The organism is Rhodanobacter sp. OR92, from assembly GCF_000427545.1.
GTDB lineage: Bacteria > Pseudomonadota > Gammaproteobacteria > Xanthomonadales > Rhodanobacteraceae > Rhodanobacter > Rhodanobacter denitrificans.
In genome coordinates this window covers 446,164-466,858 of sequence record NZ_KE386556.1, presented here as the reverse complement: position 1 = coordinate 466,858, position 20,695 = coordinate 446,164, and the positions used below count along the sequence as shown (strand labels likewise).

Sequence of the window (20,695 nt, the reverse complement as noted above, 5' to 3'; positions counted from 1 at the left end):
GTCATCTGCGGACAGGCCACCAGCCGCCGCAGCCATCGCCGCACGGGGACATTCGCCTTGAATCCATCCACCGCCCTGCCCTGGACCCTGGAAAGCATCGACCTCGAGCGCATCGAGCTCGCCCGCGTGCGCCACGACGAGGATCTGTTCTTCCTGCTGTGCAGCTCGTCCTTCGTCGAAAGCGGCTCGGACCTCTACGCGCGCAACCTGGTCGACCATTTCGCCGACGACGAGGAACTGGGCGCCTGGCTCAGCCAGCACTGGGAGCACGAGGAGCTGCAGCATGGCCGTGCGCTGGCCGCCTACGTCAGGAAGGTCTGGCCGGAGTTCGACTGGGACAAGGGCTTCGCCGCGTTCTGGAACGCGTACGCCGCGGTGTGCACCGCCGAGCAGCTGGAACCCTGCCGCGGGCTGGAGCTGGCCGCGCGCTGCGTGGTGGAAACTGGCACCGCCAGCCTGTACCGCGCGCTCAACGACATCACCGACGAACCGGTACTGAAGCAGCTGACCAACCACATCAAGAGCGACGAGGTTCGCCACTTCAAATATTTCTACCAGCACTACCGACGCTACCGCGAGCGCGAAGGCTTCGGCCGCTACCAAGTGTTCCGCGCGCTGCTGCGCCGGGTCAATGAGATCAAGAGCGAGGACAGCGACATCGCGCTGCGCCACGTGTTCAACCAGTGCTACCCGCAGCACCAAGGCAACGAGGCCGAATTCCGCCGCCTCAGCGACCGCGCGCAGGGCCGGCTGCGCCGGAACATCCCGGCCGCGATGACGGTGAAGATGCTACTCAAGCCGCTGGACCTGCCGCCGCGCCTGCAGAGTGCGCTGGAAAAGCCGCTGGCGAAGATCACCGAGAAGCTGTTCCTGCACTGACCGACGCCGGCATGGCCAGCGTCGGCGCGTGACTCAGTGCGCCGCGGCGGGCGGCTGCCCTTCGCGCGCCGCGCTCTCGATCTGCCGCTGCTGCTGCTGCGCGAGCTTCAGGCTTTTCACCTCGACCGGGCGGATCTGCGTGATGGTGCAGGGAACGTTGTGCCGCCCGGTGAGCACCTTGTCGAAGCCCACCATCACCTGGTTGAGGTTGGAGGTGAGCCCGATGCTGTTGACGAAGCGCAGCTCCTGGCAGCCGCCGAGGTCCAGCAACCAGGCCTTGTTCGGCTGCGTGTAGACGGCCAGTTGGGTGTCGCCGAGCGGCTCCCACGAGTACAGGCTGAAGAAGCGGAAGCTGCGCACCGGCGCGCCGGCCGCCGCCGCATAGGCGGCCTGGCGCTCGCTCATGCGCTGGGCGTAGGGCACGCTGGAGCAACCGGCGCACGACAGACCAAGCAGCAGTGCGCCGGCAGGGATCAGGGGTGACTTGGGCATAAGGCGGCCCTCGATGGAGACTTTCCTGTCCAGACGCACGGACGCCGTTTCGGTTGACGCCGCCCGGCGCGGACAGGCTACTTCTTGCTGCCCTTGCCCACGGCGACCCACTTTGCCGGGTCGAAACCGCCCACCTCGTAGACCAGGGTCTGCTTCTTCTCGCCGTCGACCAGGGTGACGCCCATGCCGATCTTCTTCGCCTTGCGCAGCATCGCGATGAACGCGTTGTCGTCGCGGATCATCAGCGCCGGCTCGCCGGTGGACGGCGCGAACGCCTTGATCCGCACCGGTTTGCCGTCGACCGTGGCGGCGAGGGTGCAGTTGCCGCGGCAGACGAAGCCGGGCTTGCTGCCGTACAGGAACACGCTCTGGCCCCACTCGGTGTGCCGGCGCAGCACCAGCCGCACGCGCTCGCCGTCAGCCGGCTGGCTGTTCTCGATGGTGGCGGTGGACTGCGTGCCGCCGGCCATCGGCGCCACCTGGTACAGCCACAATGCGGCCAGCCGGCTCTTCTCGCTGGCCGCGGTGTAGCGCTGCTCGATCGCCGGCAGGGTCTTGTGCACTTCCTTCGCGGCGTCGCTGTCGGGATAGCGCTTGAGGATGTCCTTGCCCATCGACACCGCCATCTCGTCGTTGCCGATGCGCAGCAGCTGGCGGTAGGTGTCGAGGTTGCGCGCCGCGTCGGCCGCCTGCGCCTGAGCCTGCTGCTGCTCCGCGGTCGGCGCCGGCGCGCCGCCCTGCGGCGAGCAGCCGGCGAGCAGCCAGGCGGCGCAGAGAGCCAGCCGGGCAAGGCGGGGAAAAGCGCGGTTCATCGGCGGCATACCTGGCGGGAACAGGCCGCTAGCTTGGAACGATCCGCGGTCGCCACGCAACCGCACCAGCTCAATCCGCCTGGCCGAAACGCTCGCGCAGCGCGGCGCGGTAGCGCCGGCTGCAGGGGATCTTCGCGCCATCGCGCATCTGCAAGCGTGCGTCGCCGCTTTCCAGCGGTTCGATCTCGACGAGGTAATCGAGGTTGACGAAATGGCTGCGGTGCACCCGCACGAAGCGCGCCGGGTCCAGCCGTTCCTCGATCCCGGCCATGGTGGCGCGCAGCGGATAGTCGCGCCCGCGCACGTGCAGGTTCACGTAGTTGCCCGAGGCCTGCAGCCACTCGATCTCGCTGGCGTTGAGCAGGAACTCCTTGCCCAGCTTGCGCACCAGGAAACGCTCTGGCCGCTCCACCGGCTCCACCGGCGTGCCCTCGTCCGGCGCAGCCAGCAGTTTCGCCTCGCCCTGCTGGCGCAGCCACCACAGCCGGTACAGCACCAGTGTGCCGACGATCAGGAAATAGGTGCGGATGTCCTTGAGGTATTCGTAGCCGAAGTTGAACCACCACGCGCCGAAATCGTAGTGCGCCCCGGCCATGGCATAGGCCAGCGTGCGCAACGCGATCATGCCGCCGACGTGGATCAGGCTGAACGGCAGGCTGGCCAGCAGGTGCAGCGGCAGGTGGCGCCGCCAGGTATCGAAGCGGATCGGCCAGCGCCGCTCCACGGCGATCACCGCCGGCAGCAGCGCCAGCAGCACCAGCGCACTGCTCCACTCCCACACCCACGGCTCCCAGCCGGCCACCCGGCCGGCGTGGTCGATGCGCGAGTCGATGCTGTTGAAGGTGGCGTTCAGCGCGACGAACAGCAGCCAGGCCGTCACTTCGAGCGGCCGCCGCCAGCGCTGGTAGAAGGTGTAGCCGCGGGTCGTGGTCATGCGACGGATTCTACGCAACTCGTCCCCGCGGCTCGCCCCTGCCCGCCGCGATTCGTCACAGCGGCCTGGCCAACGGTCACTTGCGCCACGACGGGGGAGCGCTCGCCACGGCAGTCTGGCGGTCACTTTCCCCACCTGTGGAGTCGCCATGAACCGCCGCCACGACATCGACGCGCTGCGCGTGCTCGCCTTCGGCCTGCTGATCCTGTACCACGCCGCGATGCTGTACGTGGCCGGGGCCGGCTGGGATTTCCATCTCAAGAGCAGCCACACCACCGAATGGCTGCAATACCCGATGCTGTTCCTCAACCGCTGGCGGATGGAGCTGCTGTTCCTGGTCTCCGGGCTGGCGGTGAACTTCATGCGTCGGCGTGGCAGCCTCGGCCGGCTGGCCGGCAAGCGCAGCCTGCGCCTGCTGCTGCCGCTGGTCTTCGGCATGCTGGTGGTGATCCCGATCCAGCCGTACGTGCAGGGGCTGGCCAATCATCTGGTCGCGCCGGGCTTCGGCCATTTCCTGCTGCGCTACTGGAGCGGCGGCCCGTGGCCGGCCGGCGCGTTCACCGGCTGGCAGTACGGCTTCACCTGGAACCACCTGTGGTACCTGCCCTATCTGTGGGTCTACACGATGCTGTTGCTGGCCCTGCTGCCGCTGCTGGAATCGCGCCCGGGCCAGCGCCTGCGCGGGGCCTGCCTGAAGTTGCGCGGCGCGCGCCTGCTGCTGTTGCCCGCGCTGCCGTTGCTGCTGTGGGCTTCGTTGCTGGCCAGCCGCTATCCGGTGACCGGGGCGCTGTGGGGCGACTGGTACGCGCATGCGATCTACGCCACGGTGTTCCTGTACGGCTACCTGCTCGGCACCGACGCCGGCCTCTGGGCGGAACTGGCACGGCTGCGCCGGGCGTCGCTGCTGACGGCACTCGGCTGTTTCGCGGGCTACCTGCTCGGCATCCAGACCCTGCCGGACGATGCCGCGCTGCCGCTGGTGCTGACGGTGCGTGCGCTGCACTACCTCTACCTGTGGAGCGCGATCGTCGCCGTGCTCGGCTGGGGCCATGCGTATCTGGATCGTCCGTTCCGCTGGTTGCCGTATGCGCGCGAGGCGGTCTACCCGTGGTACGTGCTGCACCAGAGCCTGCTGTTGCTGTTCGCCTGGCAGCTGATGCCGCTGCGGCTGGGGCCGGTGGCCGAGCCCGCGCTGATCCTGCTCGCCACCGTCGGCGGCTGCGCGCTGCTGCACGAGTTCGTGATACGCCGGGTGCGCTGGCTGCGGCCATGCTTCGGCCTCGATCCGGCACCGGCGCGGGCTCCTGCGCCGGCCATGCCGCCACGACTGGCCGACGACCTGGCCTGAACCCGGAGCCCGCGGAACAATCCGGCGGTTGTCCGCGGTCGCTCAGTTTTCGCTCGCCATGATCGAATCGACGTGTTCGACCCGCGCGATCTGATCGAGCCAGACCTGCCGACTCCACGCCGGCACGTCGGGGCGTTCCAGTTTCACCGTGGCATTGATCCCTTCGCGCTCGTCGGCATCACGAAACATCTGCACGTTCGGTCGCGTGACGACCACGCCGTCGCAGCTGCTGCCGTCCTTGAGCAGCAGCACGACGTGGCCATTGGCCGGCAATTCCCCGATCAGCGATTCGAGCCGCCGGATGCTGGCCGGGTCGGTATAGACACGTTCCGCCGCTCTGCCCATGGGATTCGCCTCGCGTGATGGGAGCGGCCGCCAGCTTGGTCGACAAGGCGGCAAGCGCGCGTCAATTCACCCGTCCGCCAGCTGAACGGAGGCACCGGGCCGCCACGAGGTCCGCCGCCTGCCGCCATCGGCAACGTCACCGGGAAGCTGCTGCGCGGGCCGCACCGGCAGCGGCTATGCTGCGAGGGCGTCTTTCGATGTCCGCCAGCGCAGGGAGCCGCCGCGTGATCACCACCTCACCCACCGAATTCCTCGACGCCTGCGCCGCCCTGGCGCCGCTGCCGGAGGCCGCCGCGACCGCGCGGGCGGCGTTCCTGGTCGCGCCGGCCGGATTCGCGCTGGCGCAGGAATCGGCGCGCGACAACCGCTACATGGACCTGAGCCGCACGGTCGACCCGCTGCGGGCGCTGGCCCAGCACGGTGCGCTGGCACAGGCGCTGCGCGCGGACGTGCCGGTGATCACCTTTCCCGGCGACCCGGCGACGCCCGACGCGGTGTTCCCGAACAACGTGTTCGCCACCGCGCCGGGGCGGCTGATCGTCGGCCGCATGTGCCACCCGGTGCGCCAGCGCGAAGCCGCGCGCGCCGACATCCGCGCATTCTTCGGCGACCTGCTCGGCTACGACGAGATCGACCTGTCCGGCTGCAGCGGCCTGGTCGCCGAGCTGACCGGTTCGCTGGTCATCGACCGCGTCCGCGGCATCGGCTACTGCGGCCTCGGCGAACGCTGCAACCTGGCCGGCGCCGAGGCCATGCACCAGGCGTTCGGCCTGCGCCTCACCTACTGCTTCGAGTTGGCCGAGTCCGAATACCACACCAACGTGGTGCTGGCGCTGCTGGCCAGTCGCGCCGCGATCATCGCCGCCGACGGCTTTCGCGATCCGGCCGCGGCGCAGGCGATCGCGCAGGCTTGCGGCGGTCGCGCGATCTGGCTGAGCCCGGCGCAGAAGCAGGCCTTCGCCGGCAACGCGATCACCCTGTCCGACGAACGCGTGTGGATGAGCGCCGGCGCCGCCGCCGCGTTGACCGACGCGCAGCGCGAGGCGCTGGCCAGCTACGGCTTCGCGCTCGATGCGGTGGCACTGGACGAGATCGAGAAAGCCGGCGGCAGCCTGCGCTGCTGCGTCGGCGAGATCTACTGAATAGCCGATCCCGGCGAGAGTCCGCGGGATTCGCGACGGCGCATCGCCGGCCGACATCCTTGTGCAAACGAAACGCGATGGAACAGCCCATGATCGTCGTCCACCACCTCGACAACTCGCGCTCGCAGCGCATCCTGTGGCTGCTGGAAGAGCTTGGCGTGCCGTACGAGCTCAAGCGTTACCGGCGCGACCCGAAAACCATGCTGGCGCCGACGGAATTGCGCGCCATGCATCCGCTGGGCAAGTCGCCGGTGATCACCGATGGCGAACTCACCCTGGCCGAATCCGGCGCGATCGTCGAATACCTCGCCGACCGCTACGGCGCCGACAGCCTGATCCCCGCGCACGGCACGCCCGAGCGGCTGCGCTGCAACTACTGGCTGCATTACGCCGAGGGCTCGGCGATGCCGCCACTGTTGCTGAAGCTGGTGTTCCGGCGGGTGGAAAGCGCACCCGCGCCGTTCTTCGTGAAGCCGGTCGCCAGAAGCATCGCGCGCAAGGTGCAACGCAGCTTCGTCGACCCGCAACTGAAGCTGCACCTGGACTACCTCGAAGGCGAGCTGGGCAAGCACGCGTGGTTCGGCGGCGACGCGTTCAGCGTCGCCGACATCCAGCTCAGTTTCCCGCTGGAGGCGTTCGCCGCGCGCGGCGGGCTGGACGAGCGCCACCCGCGGCTGTGCGCGTTCCTGCGGCAGATCCACGCCCGCCCGGCATACCAGCGTGCGCTGCAGCAGGGCGGGGAATACCGGCTCGGCTGAACGGTTCGCGCCAGCGGGCGGCGCTGTTTACGCCTCGCTCACGACGGCGCTGGCACGCTGTGCCACCGGGCCGTCGAGGAGAACACCGATGCGCAAGCACGATATCGAACGCCAGCTTCGCGACGCCGGCGAACAGGTGCACCGCTACGCCGACGGCGCCAGCGAGCGGGCGCACACCCTGTACGACCGCGCGCGCGACCTGCGCGCACGCTGGGGCCAGCGCGGCGATGCCTACGGCCGCCGGCTGTCGCATACCGCCGAGGATCTTGCCGACGAGGCGAACTACCACTATCGCCGGCTGCGCCGCCAGGTGAACCGCCACCCGCTGGCCACTGCGGCCATCGTCGCCGGCACCCTCGGCGCCTTCCTGCTGCTGCGCCGCGCCTTCCGCAGCGACGACGACGAGTGACCGCCGGCGCCGCGCGAAGCGCCGCACGCGGCGCTTCGCCGGCAACCCGCAGGCACCCGCCGCCGACGGGTTGCCGCCTGGCCGTCTGCCGGCCGTGCCGCCGCTGCTAAGCTGGATCACCGCCCGCAGCCGGCCGATCCATGCGCTCGAAAGACCTCTCCTTCCACCACCCGGTGGCGTTCTGGCTCGGCTGCACCGCGGTGATCGCCGGCGTGCTGGCACACCTGCCGATGCTGGCGATGGCCGCGCCGATGCACTTCCGCCTCGCCGGCATGCCGATGGACAACCTGATGCTGGTCGGCATGGCGCTGGTGCCGCTCGGCGTGCTGCTCGCCGGCTATGGCCTGATGCCGCGGCTGCAGCAGATGCGGCGCACGCTGCACCCCGATCGCGAGCCATTGCCGTTCCACGCCGCCGACCACGTGCCGCTCAACCGCGAACACTGGAAGCTGGTCGGCGTGCTGACCGTCGCGCTGGCGGTGGACGTGATGAAGCCGGCCACGATCGGTTTCGTGATGCCGGGCCTGTCGGCCGAATACGGCATCAGCGGCGCGACCGCCGGCTGGCTGGCGCTGTCGGCGCTGACTGGCACCGTGGTCGGCTCGATCGTGTGGGGCCGGCTCGGCGACCTGTTCGGCCGCCGCGCGACGATCCTGCTGTCGGCGCTGATGTTCATGGGCACCGCGATCTGCGGCGCGATGCCGGCGTTCGGCTGGAATCTGGTGATGTGCTTCATGATGGGCGCCGCCGCCGGCGGCATGCTGCCGATCACCTTCACCCTGATGGCCGAGACCATCCCGACCCGCCATCGCGGCTGGCTGCTGGTGGCGCTGGGCGGCGTCGGCAGCTCGGTCGGCTACCTGCTGGCCTCCGGTGCCGCCGCGCTGTTCGAGCCGGCGTGGAGCTGGCGCGCGCTGTGGTTGCTCAACCTGCCCACCGGCGCGCTGATCATCCTGCTCAACCGCTACATCCCCGAGTCGCCGCGCTTCCTCGCCCTGGCCGGGCTGGAGGAGCAGGCGCGCGCGGTGCTGCAGCGCTTCTCCGGCGGCGCGGCGGCGGTGGCCGTCGCGCCTGCCGGCGACGCCGCCCGCGCGCGGTCGCCGGCGGCCGCGCGCATCGGCCTGCGCCAGTTGCTGCGCGGCCGGCATGCGGCGATCAGCTGGGGTCTGATGGTGTGCGCGGTGGCTTGGGGCCTGGCCAACTTCGGCTTCCTGCTGTGGCTGCCGGCGAACCTGGTGGCGCTGGGCATCGACGCACAGGCCAGCGCCGCGCTGCTGGCGCGCTCGGCGATCATCGCCCTGCCCGGCATCGCCCTGGTGGTATGGGCCTACCAACGCTGGAGCAGCATCCGCAGCCTGGTCCTGTTCATCGCGCTGACCGCGCTGTCGCTGCTGTTCTTCTTCGCGATCACGCTGGCCGACCTGCGCTCGACGACGCTGACCATCGTCGGCACGGTGGCGTTGCTGCTGAGCATCAGCGGGGTGATCGCCACGCTGATCCCGTACGCGGCGGAGATCTATCCGGTGCACCTGCGCAGCACCGGCGCAGGGCTGATCGCCGGGGGCTCGAAGTTCGGCGGCATCCTCGGCGCACTGGTCGGCGTGGCCGGCCTGTTCGAACACTTCATGCTGTCCGCGCTGATGCTCGCGCTGCCGATGATCGCCGCCGCCTGGCTGCTGGCGCGCAGCGGCATCGAGACGCGCGGCCATGGGCTGGAAGCGATCCAGCACGCGCTGTCGGAATAGCCGCAAAGGAAAGCCGCCTCGCGGCGGCTTTCCCTGACCTTGGCGCCGGGCACCCGATCGCTCACACCGTCAGCGGGTTCGGCTTGTCCGGGTCGAGCTTGTACTCGCGGATCGCGCGCGCCACGTCCTTGGCGTTGACCTTGCCTTCCTTCGCCAGCGCGGCCAGCGCGGCATGGGCGATCCAGTAGCGGCTCAGCTCGAAGAACTCGCGCAGGTGCTCGCGGGTGTCCGAGCGGCCGTAGCCGTCGGCGCCCAGCGCGGTGAAGGAGCGGCCCTCGGGCACGAACGCGCGCACCTGGTCCACCACGCCGCGCACGTACTCGCTGGCGGCGATCACCGGGCCGTCGCGGTCGGCCAGGCACTGCGTGACGTGCGGCACGCGCGGCGCCTTGGCTTCCGGGTGCAGGCGGTTCCAGCGCTCGCAGTCGAAGCCGTCACGCGACAGCTCGCTGAAGCTGGGGCAGGACCACACGTCGGCCTTGACGCCGAAGTCGGCCTCCAGCAGCTCGGCCGCGGCGACGGCCTCGCGCACGGAACCACCGGCCGCCATCAGCTGCACGCGCGGCGCACCGTTCTTGCCCTTGCCCTTGGCGGCGCCGGCTCCCGAATCCCGGAACAGGTACATGCCCTTGACGATGCCGTCGTAGCAGCCCTCGGGCATGTCCGGGTGGGTGTAGTTCTCGTTGGTGGTGGTGATGTAGTAGAAGACGTCCTGCTGCTCCTCGTACATCTCCTGCACGCCGCGATGCAGCAGCACCGCCACCTCGTAGGAGAAGGTCGGGTCGTAGGCGCGGCAGTTGGGCACGGTGCCGGCCATCAGCTGCGAGGCGCAGTCGGAGTGCTGCAGGCCCTCGCCGGGGAAGCTGGCGCCGGCGGTGGCGCCGATCAGGAAGCCGCGCGCGCGCTGGTCGCCGGCGGCCCAGATCAGGTCGCCGACGCGGCGGAAGCCGAAGAACGAGTAGTAGATGAAGAACGGCAGCATCGGCTGGTTGGACACCGAGTAGCTGGTGGCCGCGGCGATCCACGCCGACACGCCGCCGGCCTCGGAGATGCCCTCCTGCAGCACCTGGCCGTCCTGCGCCTCGCGGTAGTACAACAGCTGGTCGGCGTCCTGCGGGCGGTACTTCTGGCCGAACGGCGCGTAGATGCCGATCTGGCGGAACATGCCTTCCATGCCGAAGGTGCGCGCCTCGTCGGCCACGATCGGCACCACCCGCGGGCCGAGCTGCTTGTCGCGCAGCAACAGGTTCATGCCGCGCACCAGCGCCATGGTGTTGGAGATCTCGCGCTCGCCGGTGCCGGTGGTGATCTGCGCGTAGGCGGACAGCTCCGGCGCCTTGCACGGCACGTCGGTGCGGCGGCGACGCTGCGGCAGGAAGCCGCCCAGCGCGCGGCGACGCTCCAGCATGTATTCCACCTCGGCCGAGTTCGCGCCGGGGTGGTAGTAGGGCACGCTGTCGAGCTTGTCGTCGGCAATCGGGATCTGGAAGCGGTCGCGGAAATGGCGCACCGCGTCGCCGGTCATCTTCTTCTGCTGGTGGGTGGGGTTCTCCGCCTCGCCCGAGCCGATGCCCATGCCGTAACCCTTCACCGTCTTGGCCAGGATCACCGTGGGCATGCCCTGGGTGTTCACCGCCGCGTGGTAGGCGGCGTAGACCTTGTGCGGGTCGTGGCCGCCGCGGTTGAGCCGCCAGATGTCGTCGTCGCTGAGGTTGGCGACCATCTCGCGGGTCTGCGGGTACTTGCCGAAGAAGTGCTCGCGCGTGTACGCACCGCCGAACGCCTTGCACGCCTGGTACTCGCCGTCGACGGTTTCCATCATCAGCTTGCGCAGGATGCCGTCGTTGTCGCGCGCCAGCAGCGGATCCCAGTAGGAACCCCAGATCACCTTGATCGCGTTCCAGCCGGCGCCGCGGAATACGCCTTCGAGTTCCTGGATGATCTTGCCGTTGCCGCGCACCGGGCCGTCCAGGCGCTGCAGGTTGCAGTTGATCACGAAGATCAGGTTGTCCAGCCCCTCGCGGCCGGCCAACGCGATGGCGCCGAGCGACTCGGGCTCGTCCACCTCGCCGTCGCCGAGGAAGCACCACACCTTGCGGTCGGACTTGGGCACCAGGCCGCGGTTTTCCAGGTAGCGGAAGAACTGCGCCTGGTAGATCGCCTGGATCGGGCCCAGCCCCATCGACACCGTGGGCATCTGCCAATAGTCGGGCATCAGCCACGGGTGCGGGTAGGAGGTCAGCGAGCGGCCATGGCCGACCACGTCGGCGCGGAACAGGTCGAGCTGATCCTCGCTGATGCGGCCTTCGATGAAGGAGCGCGCGTAGATGCCGGGGCTGATGTGGCCCTGGTAGCCGATCAGGTCGCCGGGATGCTCGGCGCCGGGTGCGCGCCAGAAATGGTTGAAGCCCACGTCGTACAGCGTGGCCGAGGAGGCGAAGCTGGCGATGTGGCCGCCCAGCGAGCCGGGCTTGCGGTTGGTGCGCACCACCATCGCCATCGCGTTCCAGCGGATCAGCGAGCGGATGCGCCATTCCATGGCCGCGTCGCCCGGGCTCTTCGCCTCGTTCGCCGGCGCGATGGTGTTGACGTAAGCGGTGGTCGGGTCGAACGGCAGGTGGCCACCCGAACGGCGGGTGGTGTCGACCATCTTCTCCAGCAGGAAATGCGCGCGCTCGGTGCCGTCGTGATGGATCACCGCGTCGAGCGAGTCGATCCACTCGCGGGTTTCGGTGGGGTCGATGTCCTGGTTGAGGATATCGTCGAGCTGATCCATGAAGATTCTCCGCGGCACCGTTGCAGCGCCCATGCTTGAAGGGGGACATCCCGCCGCCGGGGACCTCGGCGGAATCGACGTCCAAGTCTAGCGGCTGGACCCGGGAGCCGCCAATTCGGCGTCCATGCGCTGACGGATGGCGATCGCGACCGCGACGGGCCGACGCACGCCGGCCCGCTCAGCCGGTGTGGCGATTCGCCGCGCGGATCTGCGCCTCGACGCAGGCCACCGCGCTCATGTTCACCACCCGGCGCACGGTCGACTGCGGCATCAGGATGTGCGCCGGCTTGGCCACGCCCATCAGGATCGGCCCGATCACCACGCCGTCGGAGAGCATGCGGGTCATGTTGTAGGCGATGTTGGCCGCATCCAGGTTGGGGAACACGAACACGTTCGCCTTGCCTTCCAGCCGCGAGTGCGGGAACAGCTTCTCGCGCAGCGCGGGCACCAGCGCCGCGTCGGCCTGCATCTCGCCTTCCACCTCCAGCCGCGGCGCGCGGGCGCGGATCAGCTCCAGCGCCTTGCGCATCTTCTTCGCGCCGCAGGTGTCGCGGCTGCCGAAGTTGCCGCCGGACAGCAGCGCGATCTTCGGCACGATGCCGAACAGCTTCAGCCGGATCGACGCCTGCAGGGTTGCCTCGGCGATCTGCTCGGGACAGGGGTCGTCCTGCACGTGGGTGTCGAGGTAGAAGAAGGTGCCCTTGTCGGTGGACACCGCGGCCATCGCCGACGGTTCGACCACGCCGGCATCCAGGCCGATGATGTCGCGGATGTAGCGCAGCTTGCCCTGGTACTGGCCGACCAGGCCGCAGATCATCGCGTCGGCCTCGCCGCGCTCGACCATCAGCGCGGCGATCGCGGTGGGCCGCGAGCGCACCACCGCCTTGGCCATCGACGGGGTCACCCCGCGGCGCTCCATCAGCCGATGGTAGTGCCGCCAGTAGTCGTCGAAACGCGGATCGAAGTTGATGTTGCAGATCTCGATGTCCACGCCCGGGCGGATGCGCAGGCCGGCGCGATGGATGCGCTTCTCGATCACTTCCGGGCGGCCGATCAGAATGGGCCGCGCCAGGCCTTCGTCGACCACCACCTGCACCGCGCGCAGCACGGTCTCTTCCTCGCCCTCGGCGTAGACCAGCCGGCACGGCGCGGACTTGGCCCGCTCGAACACCGGCTTCATCAGCAACCCGGTGCGGAACACGAAACTGGTCAGCTGGTCGTTGTACGCCGCGAAATCCGCGATCGGCCGCGTCGCCACGCCCGACTCCATCGCCGCCCGCGCCACCGCCGGCGGCAGCTGGATCAGCAAGCGCGGGTCGAACGGCTGCGGGATCAGGTAGTCCGCGCCGAAGCTCGGCGGCTTGCCGCCGTAGGCGCGCGCGCTGACGTCCGACGACTCGCGCCGCGCCAGCGCCGCGATCGCCTTCACGCAGGCGATCTTCATCGCCTCGTTGATCACCGTGGCGCCCACGTCCAGCGCGCCGCGGAACAGGTAGGGGAAGCACAGCGCGTTGTTGACCTGGTTCGGGTAATCCGAACGGCCGGTGGCCATGATGCAGTCCGGCCGCACCGCCTTGGCGTCTTCCGGGGTGATCTCCGGGTTCGGATTGGCCAGCGCGAAGATGACCGGCCGCGTAGCCATGGTGGCGACCATCTCCGGCTTCAGGATGCCGCCGGCCGACAGGCCGAGGAACACGTCTGCGCCCTCGACGATCTCGGCCAGCGTGCGCGCCCCGGTGTCGCGCGCGTAGCGCTGCTTGTCCGGGTCGAGGTCGGTGCGCTCGGTGTGGATCACGCCATGGCGGTCGAACGCCAGGATGTGTTCGGGTTTCACGCCCAGCGCCACCAGCATGTCGAGACAGGCAATGCCCGCGGCGCCGGCGCCGGTGGTGGCCACGCGGATGTCCTCGATCTTCTTGCCGACCACCACCAGCGCATTGATCACCGCGGCACCGACGATGATCGAGGTGCCGTGCTGGTCGTCGTGGAACACCGGGATCTTCATCCGCTCGCGCAGCTTGCGCTCGACGATGAAGCATTCCGGCGCCTTGATGTCTTCCAGGTTGATGCCGCCGAAGGTGGGCTCCAGGCTGGCGATGATGTCGACCAGCTTGTCCGGGTCGTTCTCGTCGATCTCGATGTCGAACACGTCGATGCCGGCGAACTTCTGGAACAGCACGCCCTTGCCTTCCATCACCGGCTTGGCCGCCAGCGGCCCGATGTTGCCCAGGCCGAGCACGGCGGTGCCGTTGCTGATCACCGCGACCAGGTTCGAGCGCGCGGTGTACTCGGCCGCCGAGGTCGGATCCTCGACGATCGCATCGCAGGCCGCGGCCACGCCGGGCGAGTAGGCCAGCGACAGGTCGCGCTGGGTCAGCAGCGAGGTGGTCGGGGTGACCTTGATCTTGCCGGGGCGCGGCAGGCGATGGTATTCGAGGGCAGCAAGGCGCAGTTCTTCGGGGAGGCTCATGAGGTGCATTTGGTCGATGAAGGGAAGTCGCCGGCCGCGGCGGACGACTTTCCGTGATGTTAGCACCGGGGCGGCCTGCGCCGGCCCGGAACGGCGGCCCTAGACGCTCGCCAGCAGCTCGTTGCCGTGCACCCGGTTCAGCTGGATGCCGTTGATGAAGACCGAGAACGCCAGCTTGCCGGCCAGCCCGTGCACGTGCTGCATCCACGGCGGCAGCCAGCGCGGCGGCAGGATCGCGCCGGATTCGAAGTGCGGCTGCAGCGCAATCACGTCGTGCAGGGTCAGCTTGCCGGCGAACAGGTGGCGCAGCAGGTCCATCCGCCGCTGTTTCAACGCCAGGCGGAAGAAGGTGTGCACGGTGAGCAGGCCGGACAGGTAGACGTTGTCCTTGGCGAACGCCGCGCCGCCGCCCAGCGGCACGCCGCGGAACACGCGCTGGGCCGAATGGAAGCTGTCCGCCGCGCTCTGGCCGCAGGCGCTGAAATATTTGTAGACCTCGACGAAGTCGGCGCCGCCCAGCGCCATGTCGATCGCCAGGATGCGCAGGCTGATGCGCTTGAGCCGGGTGATGTCGATCGCGCCGGACATCAGCTCGGCGAACACGGCCAGCCCTTCCTGGGTCGCGGTGACCCGCGGCGAGGTGCGCGCCAGCGAGGCCAGCAGCGGTTGCCGGCGGCCGTTCAGCGCGGTCAGCGAATGCACGAACGCCTCGTGCGCCAGCAGCTGGTGGCGGTCGTAGGCGCTGAAGCTGGCGCCGCCGCGCAGGCGGATGCGGGTGGCGCCGGCGGCCGCCTTGGCGGTCAGCTCGGGGTCGACCTCGACGTTGATCGTGCCGGCACCGAAGAACTCGTCCAGGGTGGCGGCCAGGTCGCCGCGCAGCACGTCGGCCGGCACGTTCACGCAACTGTCGTCGGCCAGCAGGTCCGCGCCCAGCTCGTCGGACAGCTCGACGAAGTAGCGCGCCGCGTCCAGGTTGCTGCGCTGGCTGCCGGGGATGACGTCGTCCGGCCGTCCATACAGCGCGATCGACGGCGCAGTGACGCCGGCCGTGCCGACCGACTCCAGCATCTCGGCGGCAATCCGCCAGGATTCGGCAGTGCGGCGCAGGTAATCGCCCAGCGGGTCGACCTGCGCGCCCTCGGCCGCGGCCAGCTCGATCGCCGCCAGCTCGGCGCGCGCCGCGGACAGGTCCGGCCGCGCGTAGCTCACCTGCGGCAGGGCGAAGCGGCCGCTGGCGTAGTCCGCGATCATGCGGTCCTCCAGCGACGCCGGCCACGCCACCGTGGGCAGGATGCGGATGCCGCGCACCGCCGCCAGCAGGCGCTGGTCGAGCGCGGCGTAACGCCGCAGCTCGGGTGCGACGGTGCCGTCCGCCGCGCTCATCGCGCGGCTCCATGCGACGCGCCGGAACGACCGCGCGACCCGGAACCTGACGACGACAACCGGCGCATGCCTGCCCTCCGCTGCAACGATGCCGCGATACTAGATGCTTTGGCGCGCGGCGTCCGCACGCGGGAGCGCCGCTCTTACTCCCGCTCGCGCTGCCCGCGATGGCCGTGCGGACGTTCGATCGGCCGGCCGCCGCGCTGGCGACGCAGGCGCGCCTCCAGGGTGGCCGCCTGCTCCTCGCGCTCGTCGTGCAGCTTGAGGAAATTGCGCCAGCGCCCGGGCGTCAACTCACCGCTGGCCAGCGCGGCCTGCACTGCGCAGCCCGGCTCGCTGCCGTGGCCGCAGTCGGCAAAGCGGCATTGCCCGGCCAGCGCCTCGATGTCGGCGAACAGGTCGAGGTTTTCCTCGCCGGTCAGCTTCAGCTCGCGCATCCCGGGCGTGTCGATCAGGCAGCCGCCTGAGGGCAGTTGCAGCAGGGCGCGGTGGGTGGTGGTGTGGCGGCCGCGGCTGTCGTGGCTGCGCACCGCGGCGGTGGCCATGCGCGCCGTGCCGAGCAGGGTGTTGGTGAGGGTCGACTTGCCGGCGCCGGAGGAACCCACCAGCACCGCGCTGTCGCCCGGCTGCAGGTACGCGGCCAGTTGCGCCACGCTGGCCGGGTCCTTGCTGTTCAGCGCATGCACCGGCGTGCCGGCGGGCAGCCGTGCGCGCAACGCGTCGATCTGCGCGGCGGCGTCCTCGCGCGTATCCAGCTTGCTCAGCAGCACCACCGGCTGCGCGCCGGAGCCCTCGGTCAGCGACAGGTAGCGCTCGATCCGCGCCGGGTTGAAGTCGCCGTCCAGTCCGGTCAGCACCAGCACGTAGTCGATGTTGGTGGCAATCAGCTGCCGTTCGTAGCGTTCGCCGGCCGCCGCGCGCGATAGCACGGTGCGCCGCGCCAGCACCTTGACGATGTGCGGCGGCCGACCGGGCGCAAGCTCGACGAAATCGCCGACCACCGGCCGCGCCGCCGGGTCGAGGCCACGCTTGAGGAAGTGCCCGTCCGGCTGCGCACTGAACAGGGTCTCGCCGTCATGCAGCTCGTAGCCGGCGCGATGCTGGGCCACCACCCGCGCCAGTCGCAGGCCGGCGCCGGGCAGCGCATCGCCGCGCCAGCCGATCCGGCGCAGGCGTTCGATCGGTTCGGGTTCGCTCATCGGGAGGGTCGGTCGGCACGGTCCGCCGATTATGCCTTGCCTGAAGATTGCCCGACGATGAACCGGGAACCGGCCCAAACGGCGCTCGCGCTGCACTGCACCACGCTGCTAGCATCAAGCTGCCTGTCGACACCGACCTCCCATCCTCATGCAAAGGACACCAGCGTTGGCCCCGATCACACCCAGCGCGCACCTGGCGGACGTGCGCTACGAAATCCGTGGCGCGCTGACCCGGCGCGCACGCGAGCTGGAGGCTGCCGGCCTCGACATCATCAAGCTCAACATCGGCAACCCCGGCCGCTATGGCTTCGCCACGCCCGCGCATCTGCGCGAGGCCATCGCCGGCCACCTGCACGACAGCGAGGCCTACGGCCACGAACAAGGCCTGGAGCCGGCCCGCGAGGCGATCGCCGCGCAGCAGCGTGCACGCGGCGCCCAGGGCGTCGAGCCCGAACGCATCTTCATCGGCAACGGCGTCAGCGAACTGATCGACCTCTCCCTGCGCGCGCTGCTGCAGGACGGCGACGAGGTGTTGCTACCCAGCCCCGATTACCCGCTGTGGAGCGCCGCCACCATCCTCAACGGCGGCCAGCCACGCTACTACCGCTGTCTCGCCCGCGACGGCCACCTGCCCGATCCGGACGAGATCGAGGCGCTGATCACCCCGCGCACCCGCGCGCTGGTGCTGATCAATCCGAACAACCCGACCGGCGCGGTCTATCCGCGCGCGCTGCTGCAACGGCTGGTGACGATCGCGGCGCGGCACCGCCTGCTGCTGCTGTCCGACGAGATCTACGACGAGATCCTGTACGACGACGCCGTATTCCAGCCGCTGGCTGCGGTGGCCGGCGAGGTGCCCTGCCTCAGCTTCGGCGGCCTGTCCAAGGTGCATCGCGCCTGCGGCTACCGGGTCGGCTGGATGAGCCTGTCCGGCGACTCCGCGGGCAGCGCGTCCTATCGCGATGCGCTGCAGTTGCTGGCCGCGCTGCGCCTGTGCGCGAACGTCACCGCGCAATGGGCGGTGCTGCCGGCGCTGCAGGACGCGCCGACGATCGGCGCGCTGACCACGCCCGGCGGGCGCCTGCACGAGGCTCGCCGGATCGTGCTGGAAGGCGTCGCCGCCAGCGACTACCTGGAACTGGTGGCCCCGGACGGTGCGCTGTACGCGTTCCCGCAGGTGCGCGCCGACCGCCTCGCCAGCTTCGACGACGAGGCCTTCGCGCTGCGCCTGCTGGAGGAGGAATCGGTGCTGGTGGTGCCCGGCAGCAGCTTCAACGTGCCGGGCAGCCGCCACGTCCGGCTGACCCTGCTGCCGCCGCCGGCGCAGTTGCGCGAGGTGTTCGTGCGCATCGAGCGGGTGCTCTCGCGGATGGCGCACGAGCAGTCGCCCAGCCCCGCCGTCGCGATGGCCTGATCGCATGCCGACCTGGCTCGCCCTCGGCGACTCCTACACCATCGGCGAGGCGGTGGCCGCGCACGAGCGCTGGCCGGCCGTGCTGGCGCAGCGCCTGCGCCAGGCCGGCGTGCCGCTCGACGTGCCGCAGCTCGTCGCCGTCACCGGCTGGAGCACCGACGAGCTGGTGCAGGGCATGGACGCCGCCACGCTGGCACCGCGCTACGAGTTGGTGACGCTGCAGATCGGCGTGAACAACCAGTACCGCGGGCGCCCGGCCGAGGATTACCGCGGCGAGTTCGCCGGCCTGCTGGCGCGCGCGATCGCGCTGGCCGGCGGGCGCGCCGCACGCGTGGTGGTGGCGTCGATCCCCGACTGGGGCGTCACCCGCTTCGCCGCCGAGCAGGGCCGCGACCGCGCGCGCATCGCCGAGGAACTGGACGCCTACAACGCGATCGCCGGCGACGCGTGCCGGCGCGCCGGCGTCCGTTTCGTCGACGTCACCGCCATCTCGCGCCGGCACCCCGAACTGCTCGCCGACGACGGCCTGCACCCTTCCGCCGCGCAGTACGCGCTGTGGGCGGCGGCGATCGAGCCGGCGGCGCGCGCGGCACTTCGTTCCTAGTCGCAACGGCGCTGCAACCTTTTAGCCATCGCACGGTGACGTGGCGATCGCACACTGGCGCCCCGGGCCACCACCGGGGACCGTGCCATGAACAGCTTCCATTGCCGCAGCGCCTTCATCTCCGATGTGCACCTGGGCACGCCGGACTGCAAGGCCGCCTACCTGCTCGACTTCCTGCGCCGGCTGCGTTGCGAGAAGCTCTACCTGGTCGGCGACATCATCGACCTGGAGGCGCTGTCCCGGCGCCACTGGTGGCATGCCGAGCACAGCGCGGTGATCGCCGAGGTATTGGTGCTGGCGCGTCGCGGGGTCGAGGTGGTCTACATCCCCGGCAACCACGACGCGCCCATGCGCGGCCTGCACGGACAGCACTTCGCAGGCGTGCGGATCGAGCTGGACGCCGTGCACGTCGGTGCCGACGGCCGCCGCTACCGGGTCAGCCACGGCGACGAGTTCGACCCCGAGCGGATCGGCCGCCGCTGGATGCTGCAGCTCGGCGAGGCGATGCACCGGCTGATCTGCTGGAGCAATCGCCTGCTGCATGCGCTGCGGCGGCGGCTGCAGCTGCCGTACCTGCCGCTGTCGATCATCGTCAAATCGCACGTGGGCAGGGCGCTGGCGTATATCCGCGCCTACGAGCAGCGCGTCGCCGCCGATGCGCGCGAGCGCGGTTTCGACGGCCACATCTGCGGGCACATCCACTTCGGCCACGTGCGCGAGCTGGGCGGCGTGCTCTATCTCAACGACGGCGACTGGGTCGAGCACTGCACCGCGCTGGTCGAGGACCATACCGGCGCGATGGAACTGATCCACTGGAGCGAGCAGGCCACCGCGCTGGGCCGGGCCAGCCGCGAACTGGTCTGGCCCTCACCCGCCGCCGTGCTGGCGCTGGCGCCGCTGGCCGCCCGCCGGCACGACCTGGGTGAACTGCACCGGGCCGCTTGAACGGACCGCCTTGAAGGCCGGCGGGAACCCCGCCTGTCGGGGGCGGCGTATCATAGTCGCCTTCCCTGCCGGAGTTATTCCCATGTCCCTCGACAGCGCCACCCGCGAACGTATCGAAACCCTGCTCAAGGACCACCGCGTGGTGCTGTTCATGAAGGGCAACCGCAGCCAGCCGATGTGCGGTTTCTCCGCCGCGGCCACCAACACGCTGAACGAGCTGCTGCCCGAATACCACACGGTCAACGTGCTGGACGACCCGGAGATCCGCGAGGGCATCAAGGCCTACGGCGAGTGGCCAACCATCCCGCAGCTGTACGTGGAAGGCGAGCTGGTCGGCGGCGCCGACATCATCCGCCAGATGTACGGCAGCGGCGAGCTGCACCAGCTGTTCGGTCTGGCTGCGCCGGACCGCACCCCGCCGGACATCACCATCACCGATGCCGCCGCCGAAGCGATCCGCCAGGGCACCGCGAACGCGCAGGGCATGGCGCTGCATCTGGAGATCGGCCCCGACCACAGCGCCGGCTTCCAGCTGGCAGCGGCCGGCGAGCACGACATCGTGGCCACGGCGAATGGGCTGCAGATCCACTTCGATCCGGCCAGCGCCCAGCGCGCCAAGGGCATCGTGATCGACTGGGTCTCCACCGTGCAGGGCGAAGGCCTCAGCCTGAAGTTTCCCGGCGCCGTCGAGATCAAGCCGCTCAGCGTGCAGCAGCTCCAGCAGCGGCTGGCCGCCAACGACATCACCCTGATCGACGTGCGCCCCGCCGCCGGCCGCGCCATGGCCGCCCCGCTGGCGCAGGCCCGGGTGCTGGAAGAGGAAGGCTACGAGAGCTTGGCTGGCCTGCCGAAGGACACCGCGCTGGCCTTCATCTGCCATCACGGCATATCCAGCCGCGACATGGCCGAACGCTTCGCCGCGCACGGTTTCAGCAACCTGCACAACGTGGAAGGCGGCATGGACGCGTGGGCCGGCGAGATCGACCCGGGCGTGCCGCGCTACTGAGCGCCATCGCACCCGGCTGACACAGGAAAACGGC

At 70.1% G+C, this 20,695-nt stretch carries 18 protein-coding genes; 10 read left to right on the top strand and 8 right to left on the bottom strand.

Going from position 1 to position 20,695, the window contains the following annotated elements; genetic code table 11:
- Positions 1-57 precede the first annotated feature (57 nt).
- A complete protein-coding gene (locus RHOOR92_RS0113730) occupies positions 58-879 on the top strand; it encodes a ferritin-like domain-containing protein (protein ID WP_027485269.1) in 822 nt (273 codons plus the stop codon).
- 33 nt (positions 880-912) lie between these two features.
- Here RHOOR92_RS0113730 and RHOOR92_RS0113725 read toward each other — a convergent pair whose 3' ends face one another.
- The 3 genes from RHOOR92_RS0113725 to RHOOR92_RS0113715 all read right to left on the bottom strand — a co-directional run bounded on the left by RHOOR92_RS0113725 (position 913) and on the right by RHOOR92_RS0113715 (position 3,117).
- Positions 913-1,371, bottom strand: a complete 459-nt coding sequence (locus tag RHOOR92_RS0113725) for a DUF6491 family protein (RefSeq protein ID WP_027485268.1) — start codon at positions 1,369-1,371, stop codon at positions 913-915.
- A 77-nt stretch (positions 1,372-1,448) separates the two neighbouring features.
- Positions 1,449-2,183, bottom strand: coding sequence for a hypothetical protein (locus RHOOR92_RS0113720; RefSeq protein ID WP_027485267.1), 735 nt, complete (start codon positions 2,181-2,183; stop codon positions 1,449-1,451).
- A 70-nt stretch (positions 2,184-2,253) separates the two neighbouring features.
- A complete protein-coding gene (locus tag RHOOR92_RS0113715) occupies positions 2,254-3,117 on the bottom strand; it encodes a LytTR family DNA-binding domain-containing protein (protein ID WP_027490513.1) in 864 nt (287 codons plus the stop codon).
- A 148-nt stretch (positions 3,118-3,265) separates the two neighbouring features.
- Here RHOOR92_RS0113715 and RHOOR92_RS0113710 point away from each other — a divergent pair, with 148 nt between their 5' ends.
- A complete protein-coding gene (locus tag RHOOR92_RS0113710; RefSeq protein ID WP_007509753.1) occupies positions 3,266-4,465 on the top strand; it encodes an acyltransferase family protein in 1,200 nt (399 codons plus the stop codon).
- A 42-nt stretch (positions 4,466-4,507) separates the two neighbouring features.
- Here the strand turns inward: RHOOR92_RS0113710 and RHOOR92_RS0113705 are convergent, their stop codons facing one another.
- On the bottom strand, positions 4,508-4,810 hold the full coding sequence (locus RHOOR92_RS0113705) for a DUF3247 family protein (RefSeq protein ID WP_007509755.1): 303 nt from the start codon (positions 4,808-4,810) through the stop codon (positions 4,508-4,510).
- 224 nt (positions 4,811-5,034) lie between these two features.
- On the opposite strand from RHOOR92_RS0113705, the gene RHOOR92_RS0113700 reads away from it, so the two are divergent.
- The 4 genes from RHOOR92_RS0113700 to RHOOR92_RS0113685 all read left to right on the top strand — a co-directional run bounded on the left by RHOOR92_RS0113700 (position 5,035) and on the right by RHOOR92_RS0113685 (position 8,864).
- The gene (locus RHOOR92_RS0113700) at positions 5,035-5,952 is read left to right on the top strand and encodes an arginine deiminase-related protein (protein ID WP_007509757.1); all 918 of its coding nucleotides are present in this window, start codon (positions 5,035-5,037) and stop codon (positions 5,950-5,952) included.
- An 89-nt stretch (positions 5,953-6,041) separates the two neighbouring features.
- Positions 6,042-6,710, top strand: a complete 669-nt coding sequence (locus RHOOR92_RS0113695; protein ID WP_007509760.1) for a glutathione S-transferase — start codon at positions 6,042-6,044, stop codon at positions 6,708-6,710.
- An 88-nt stretch (positions 6,711-6,798) separates the two neighbouring features.
- The gene (locus RHOOR92_RS0113690) at positions 6,799-7,119 is read left to right on the top strand and encodes a hypothetical protein (protein WP_027490512.1); all 321 of its coding nucleotides are present in this window, start codon (positions 6,799-6,801) and stop codon (positions 7,117-7,119) included.
- A gap of 140 nt (positions 7,120-7,259) precedes the next feature.
- On the top strand, positions 7,260-8,864 hold the full coding sequence (locus RHOOR92_RS0113685) for an MFS transporter (protein ID WP_027490511.1): 1,605 nt from the start codon (positions 7,260-7,262) through the stop codon (positions 8,862-8,864).
- A 61-nt stretch (positions 8,865-8,925) separates the two neighbouring features.
- Here RHOOR92_RS0113685 and aceE read toward each other — a convergent pair whose 3' ends face one another.
- From aceE to rsgA, 4 genes are all read right to left on the bottom strand, one after another.
- On the bottom strand, positions 8,926-11,640 hold the full coding sequence (gene aceE, locus RHOOR92_RS0113680; protein ID WP_007509767.1) for a pyruvate dehydrogenase (acetyl-transferring), homodimeric type: 2,715 nt from the start codon (positions 11,638-11,640) through the stop codon (positions 8,926-8,928).
- A 178-nt stretch (positions 11,641-11,818) separates the two neighbouring features.
- Positions 11,819-14,110 carry an NADP-dependent malic enzyme gene (locus tag RHOOR92_RS0113675; RefSeq protein ID WP_027490510.1) on the bottom strand — a complete coding sequence of 764 codons (2,292 nt, stop codon included), beginning with the start codon at positions 14,108-14,110 and terminating at the stop codon, positions 11,819-11,821.
- Between the two features lie 99 nt (positions 14,111-14,209).
- The gene (locus tag RHOOR92_RS0113670) at positions 14,210-15,493 is read right to left on the bottom strand and encodes a flavohemoglobin expression-modulating QEGLA motif protein (protein ID WP_007509771.1); all 1,284 of its coding nucleotides are present in this window, start codon (positions 15,491-15,493) and stop codon (positions 14,210-14,212) included.
- Between the two features lie 143 nt (positions 15,494-15,636).
- Complete coding sequence (gene rsgA / locus RHOOR92_RS0113665) at positions 15,637-16,692, bottom strand: ribosome small subunit-dependent GTPase A (protein ID WP_015448848.1); 1,056 nt, start codon at positions 16,690-16,692, stop codon at positions 15,637-15,639.
- Between the two features lie 166 nt (positions 16,693-16,858).
- On the opposite strand from rsgA, the gene RHOOR92_RS0113660 reads away from it, so the two are divergent.
- From RHOOR92_RS0113660 to grxD, 4 genes are all read left to right on the top strand, one after another.
- Positions 16,859-18,106, top strand: a complete 1,248-nt coding sequence (locus RHOOR92_RS0113660; protein ID WP_027490509.1) for an aminotransferase class I/II-fold pyridoxal phosphate-dependent enzyme — start codon at positions 16,859-16,861, stop codon at positions 18,104-18,106.
- 4 nt (positions 18,107-18,110) lie between these two features.
- Complete coding sequence (locus RHOOR92_RS0113655) at positions 18,111-18,710, top strand: SGNH/GDSL hydrolase family protein (RefSeq protein WP_027490508.1); 600 nt, start codon at positions 18,111-18,113, stop codon at positions 18,708-18,710.
- A gap of 87 nt (positions 18,711-18,797) precedes the next feature.
- The gene (locus RHOOR92_RS0113650; protein ID WP_027490507.1) at positions 18,798-19,655 is read left to right on the top strand and encodes a UDP-2,3-diacylglucosamine diphosphatase; all 858 of its coding nucleotides are present in this window, start codon (positions 18,798-18,800) and stop codon (positions 19,653-19,655) included.
- A gap of 82 nt (positions 19,656-19,737) precedes the next feature.
- Positions 19,738-20,661 carry a Grx4 family monothiol glutaredoxin gene (gene grxD, locus RHOOR92_RS0113645; protein ID WP_027490506.1) on the top strand — a complete coding sequence of 308 codons (924 nt, stop codon included), beginning with the start codon at positions 19,738-19,740 and terminating at the stop codon, positions 20,659-20,661.
- Positions 20,662-20,695: the final 34 nt, after the last annotated feature.

Bases quoted from the DNA above. Each gene is read 5' to 3' on its own strand.
- grxD (WP_027490506.1), top strand. From the start codon at position 19,738: ATGTCCCTCGACAGCGCCACCCGCGAACGTATCGAAACCCTGCTCAAG.
- RHOOR92_RS0113670 (WP_007509771.1), bottom strand. From the start codon at position 15,493: ATGAGCGCGGCGGACGGCACCGTCGCACCCGAGCTGCGGCGTTACGCC.
- RHOOR92_RS0113690 (WP_027490512.1), top strand. From the start codon at position 6,799: ATGCGCAAGCACGATATCGAACGCCAGCTTCGCGACGCCGGCGAACAG.
- RHOOR92_RS0113650 (WP_027490507.1), top strand. From the start codon at position 18,798: ATGAACAGCTTCCATTGCCGCAGCGCCTTCATCTCCGATGTGCACCTG.
- RHOOR92_RS0113685 (WP_027490511.1), top strand. From the start codon at position 7,260: ATGCGCTCGAAAGACCTCTCCTTCCACCACCCGGTGGCGTTCTGGCTC.
- aceE (WP_007509767.1), bottom strand. From the start codon at position 11,640: ATGGATCAGCTCGACGATATCCTCAACCAGGACATCGACCCCACCGAA.
- RHOOR92_RS0113710 (WP_007509753.1), top strand. From the start codon at position 3,266: ATGAACCGCCGCCACGACATCGACGCGCTGCGCGTGCTCGCCTTCGGC.
- RHOOR92_RS0113715 (WP_027490513.1), bottom strand. From the start codon at position 3,117: ATGACCACGACCCGCGGCTACACCTTCTACCAGCGCTGGCGGCGGCCG.
- RHOOR92_RS0113705 (WP_007509755.1), bottom strand. From the start codon at position 4,810: ATGGGCAGAGCGGCGGAACGTGTCTATACCGACCCGGCCAGCATCCGG.
- RHOOR92_RS0113675 (WP_027490510.1), bottom strand. From the start codon at position 14,110: ATGAGCCTCCCCGAAGAACTGCGCCTTGCTGCCCTCGAATACCATCGC.
- RHOOR92_RS0113725 (WP_027485268.1), bottom strand. From the start codon at position 1,371: ATGCCCAAGTCACCCCTGATCCCTGCCGGCGCACTGCTGCTTGGTCTG.
- rsgA (WP_015448848.1), bottom strand. From the start codon at position 16,692: ATGAGCGAACCCGAACCGATCGAACGCCTGCGCCGGATCGGCTGGCGC.
- RHOOR92_RS0113655 (WP_027490508.1), top strand. From the start codon at position 18,111: ATGCCGACCTGGCTCGCCCTCGGCGACTCCTACACCATCGGCGAGGCG.
- RHOOR92_RS0113720 (WP_027485267.1), bottom strand. From the start codon at position 2,183: ATGAACCGCGCTTTTCCCCGCCTTGCCCGGCTGGCTCTCTGCGCCGCC.
- RHOOR92_RS0113695 (WP_007509760.1), top strand. From the start codon at position 6,042: ATGATCGTCGTCCACCACCTCGACAACTCGCGCTCGCAGCGCATCCTG.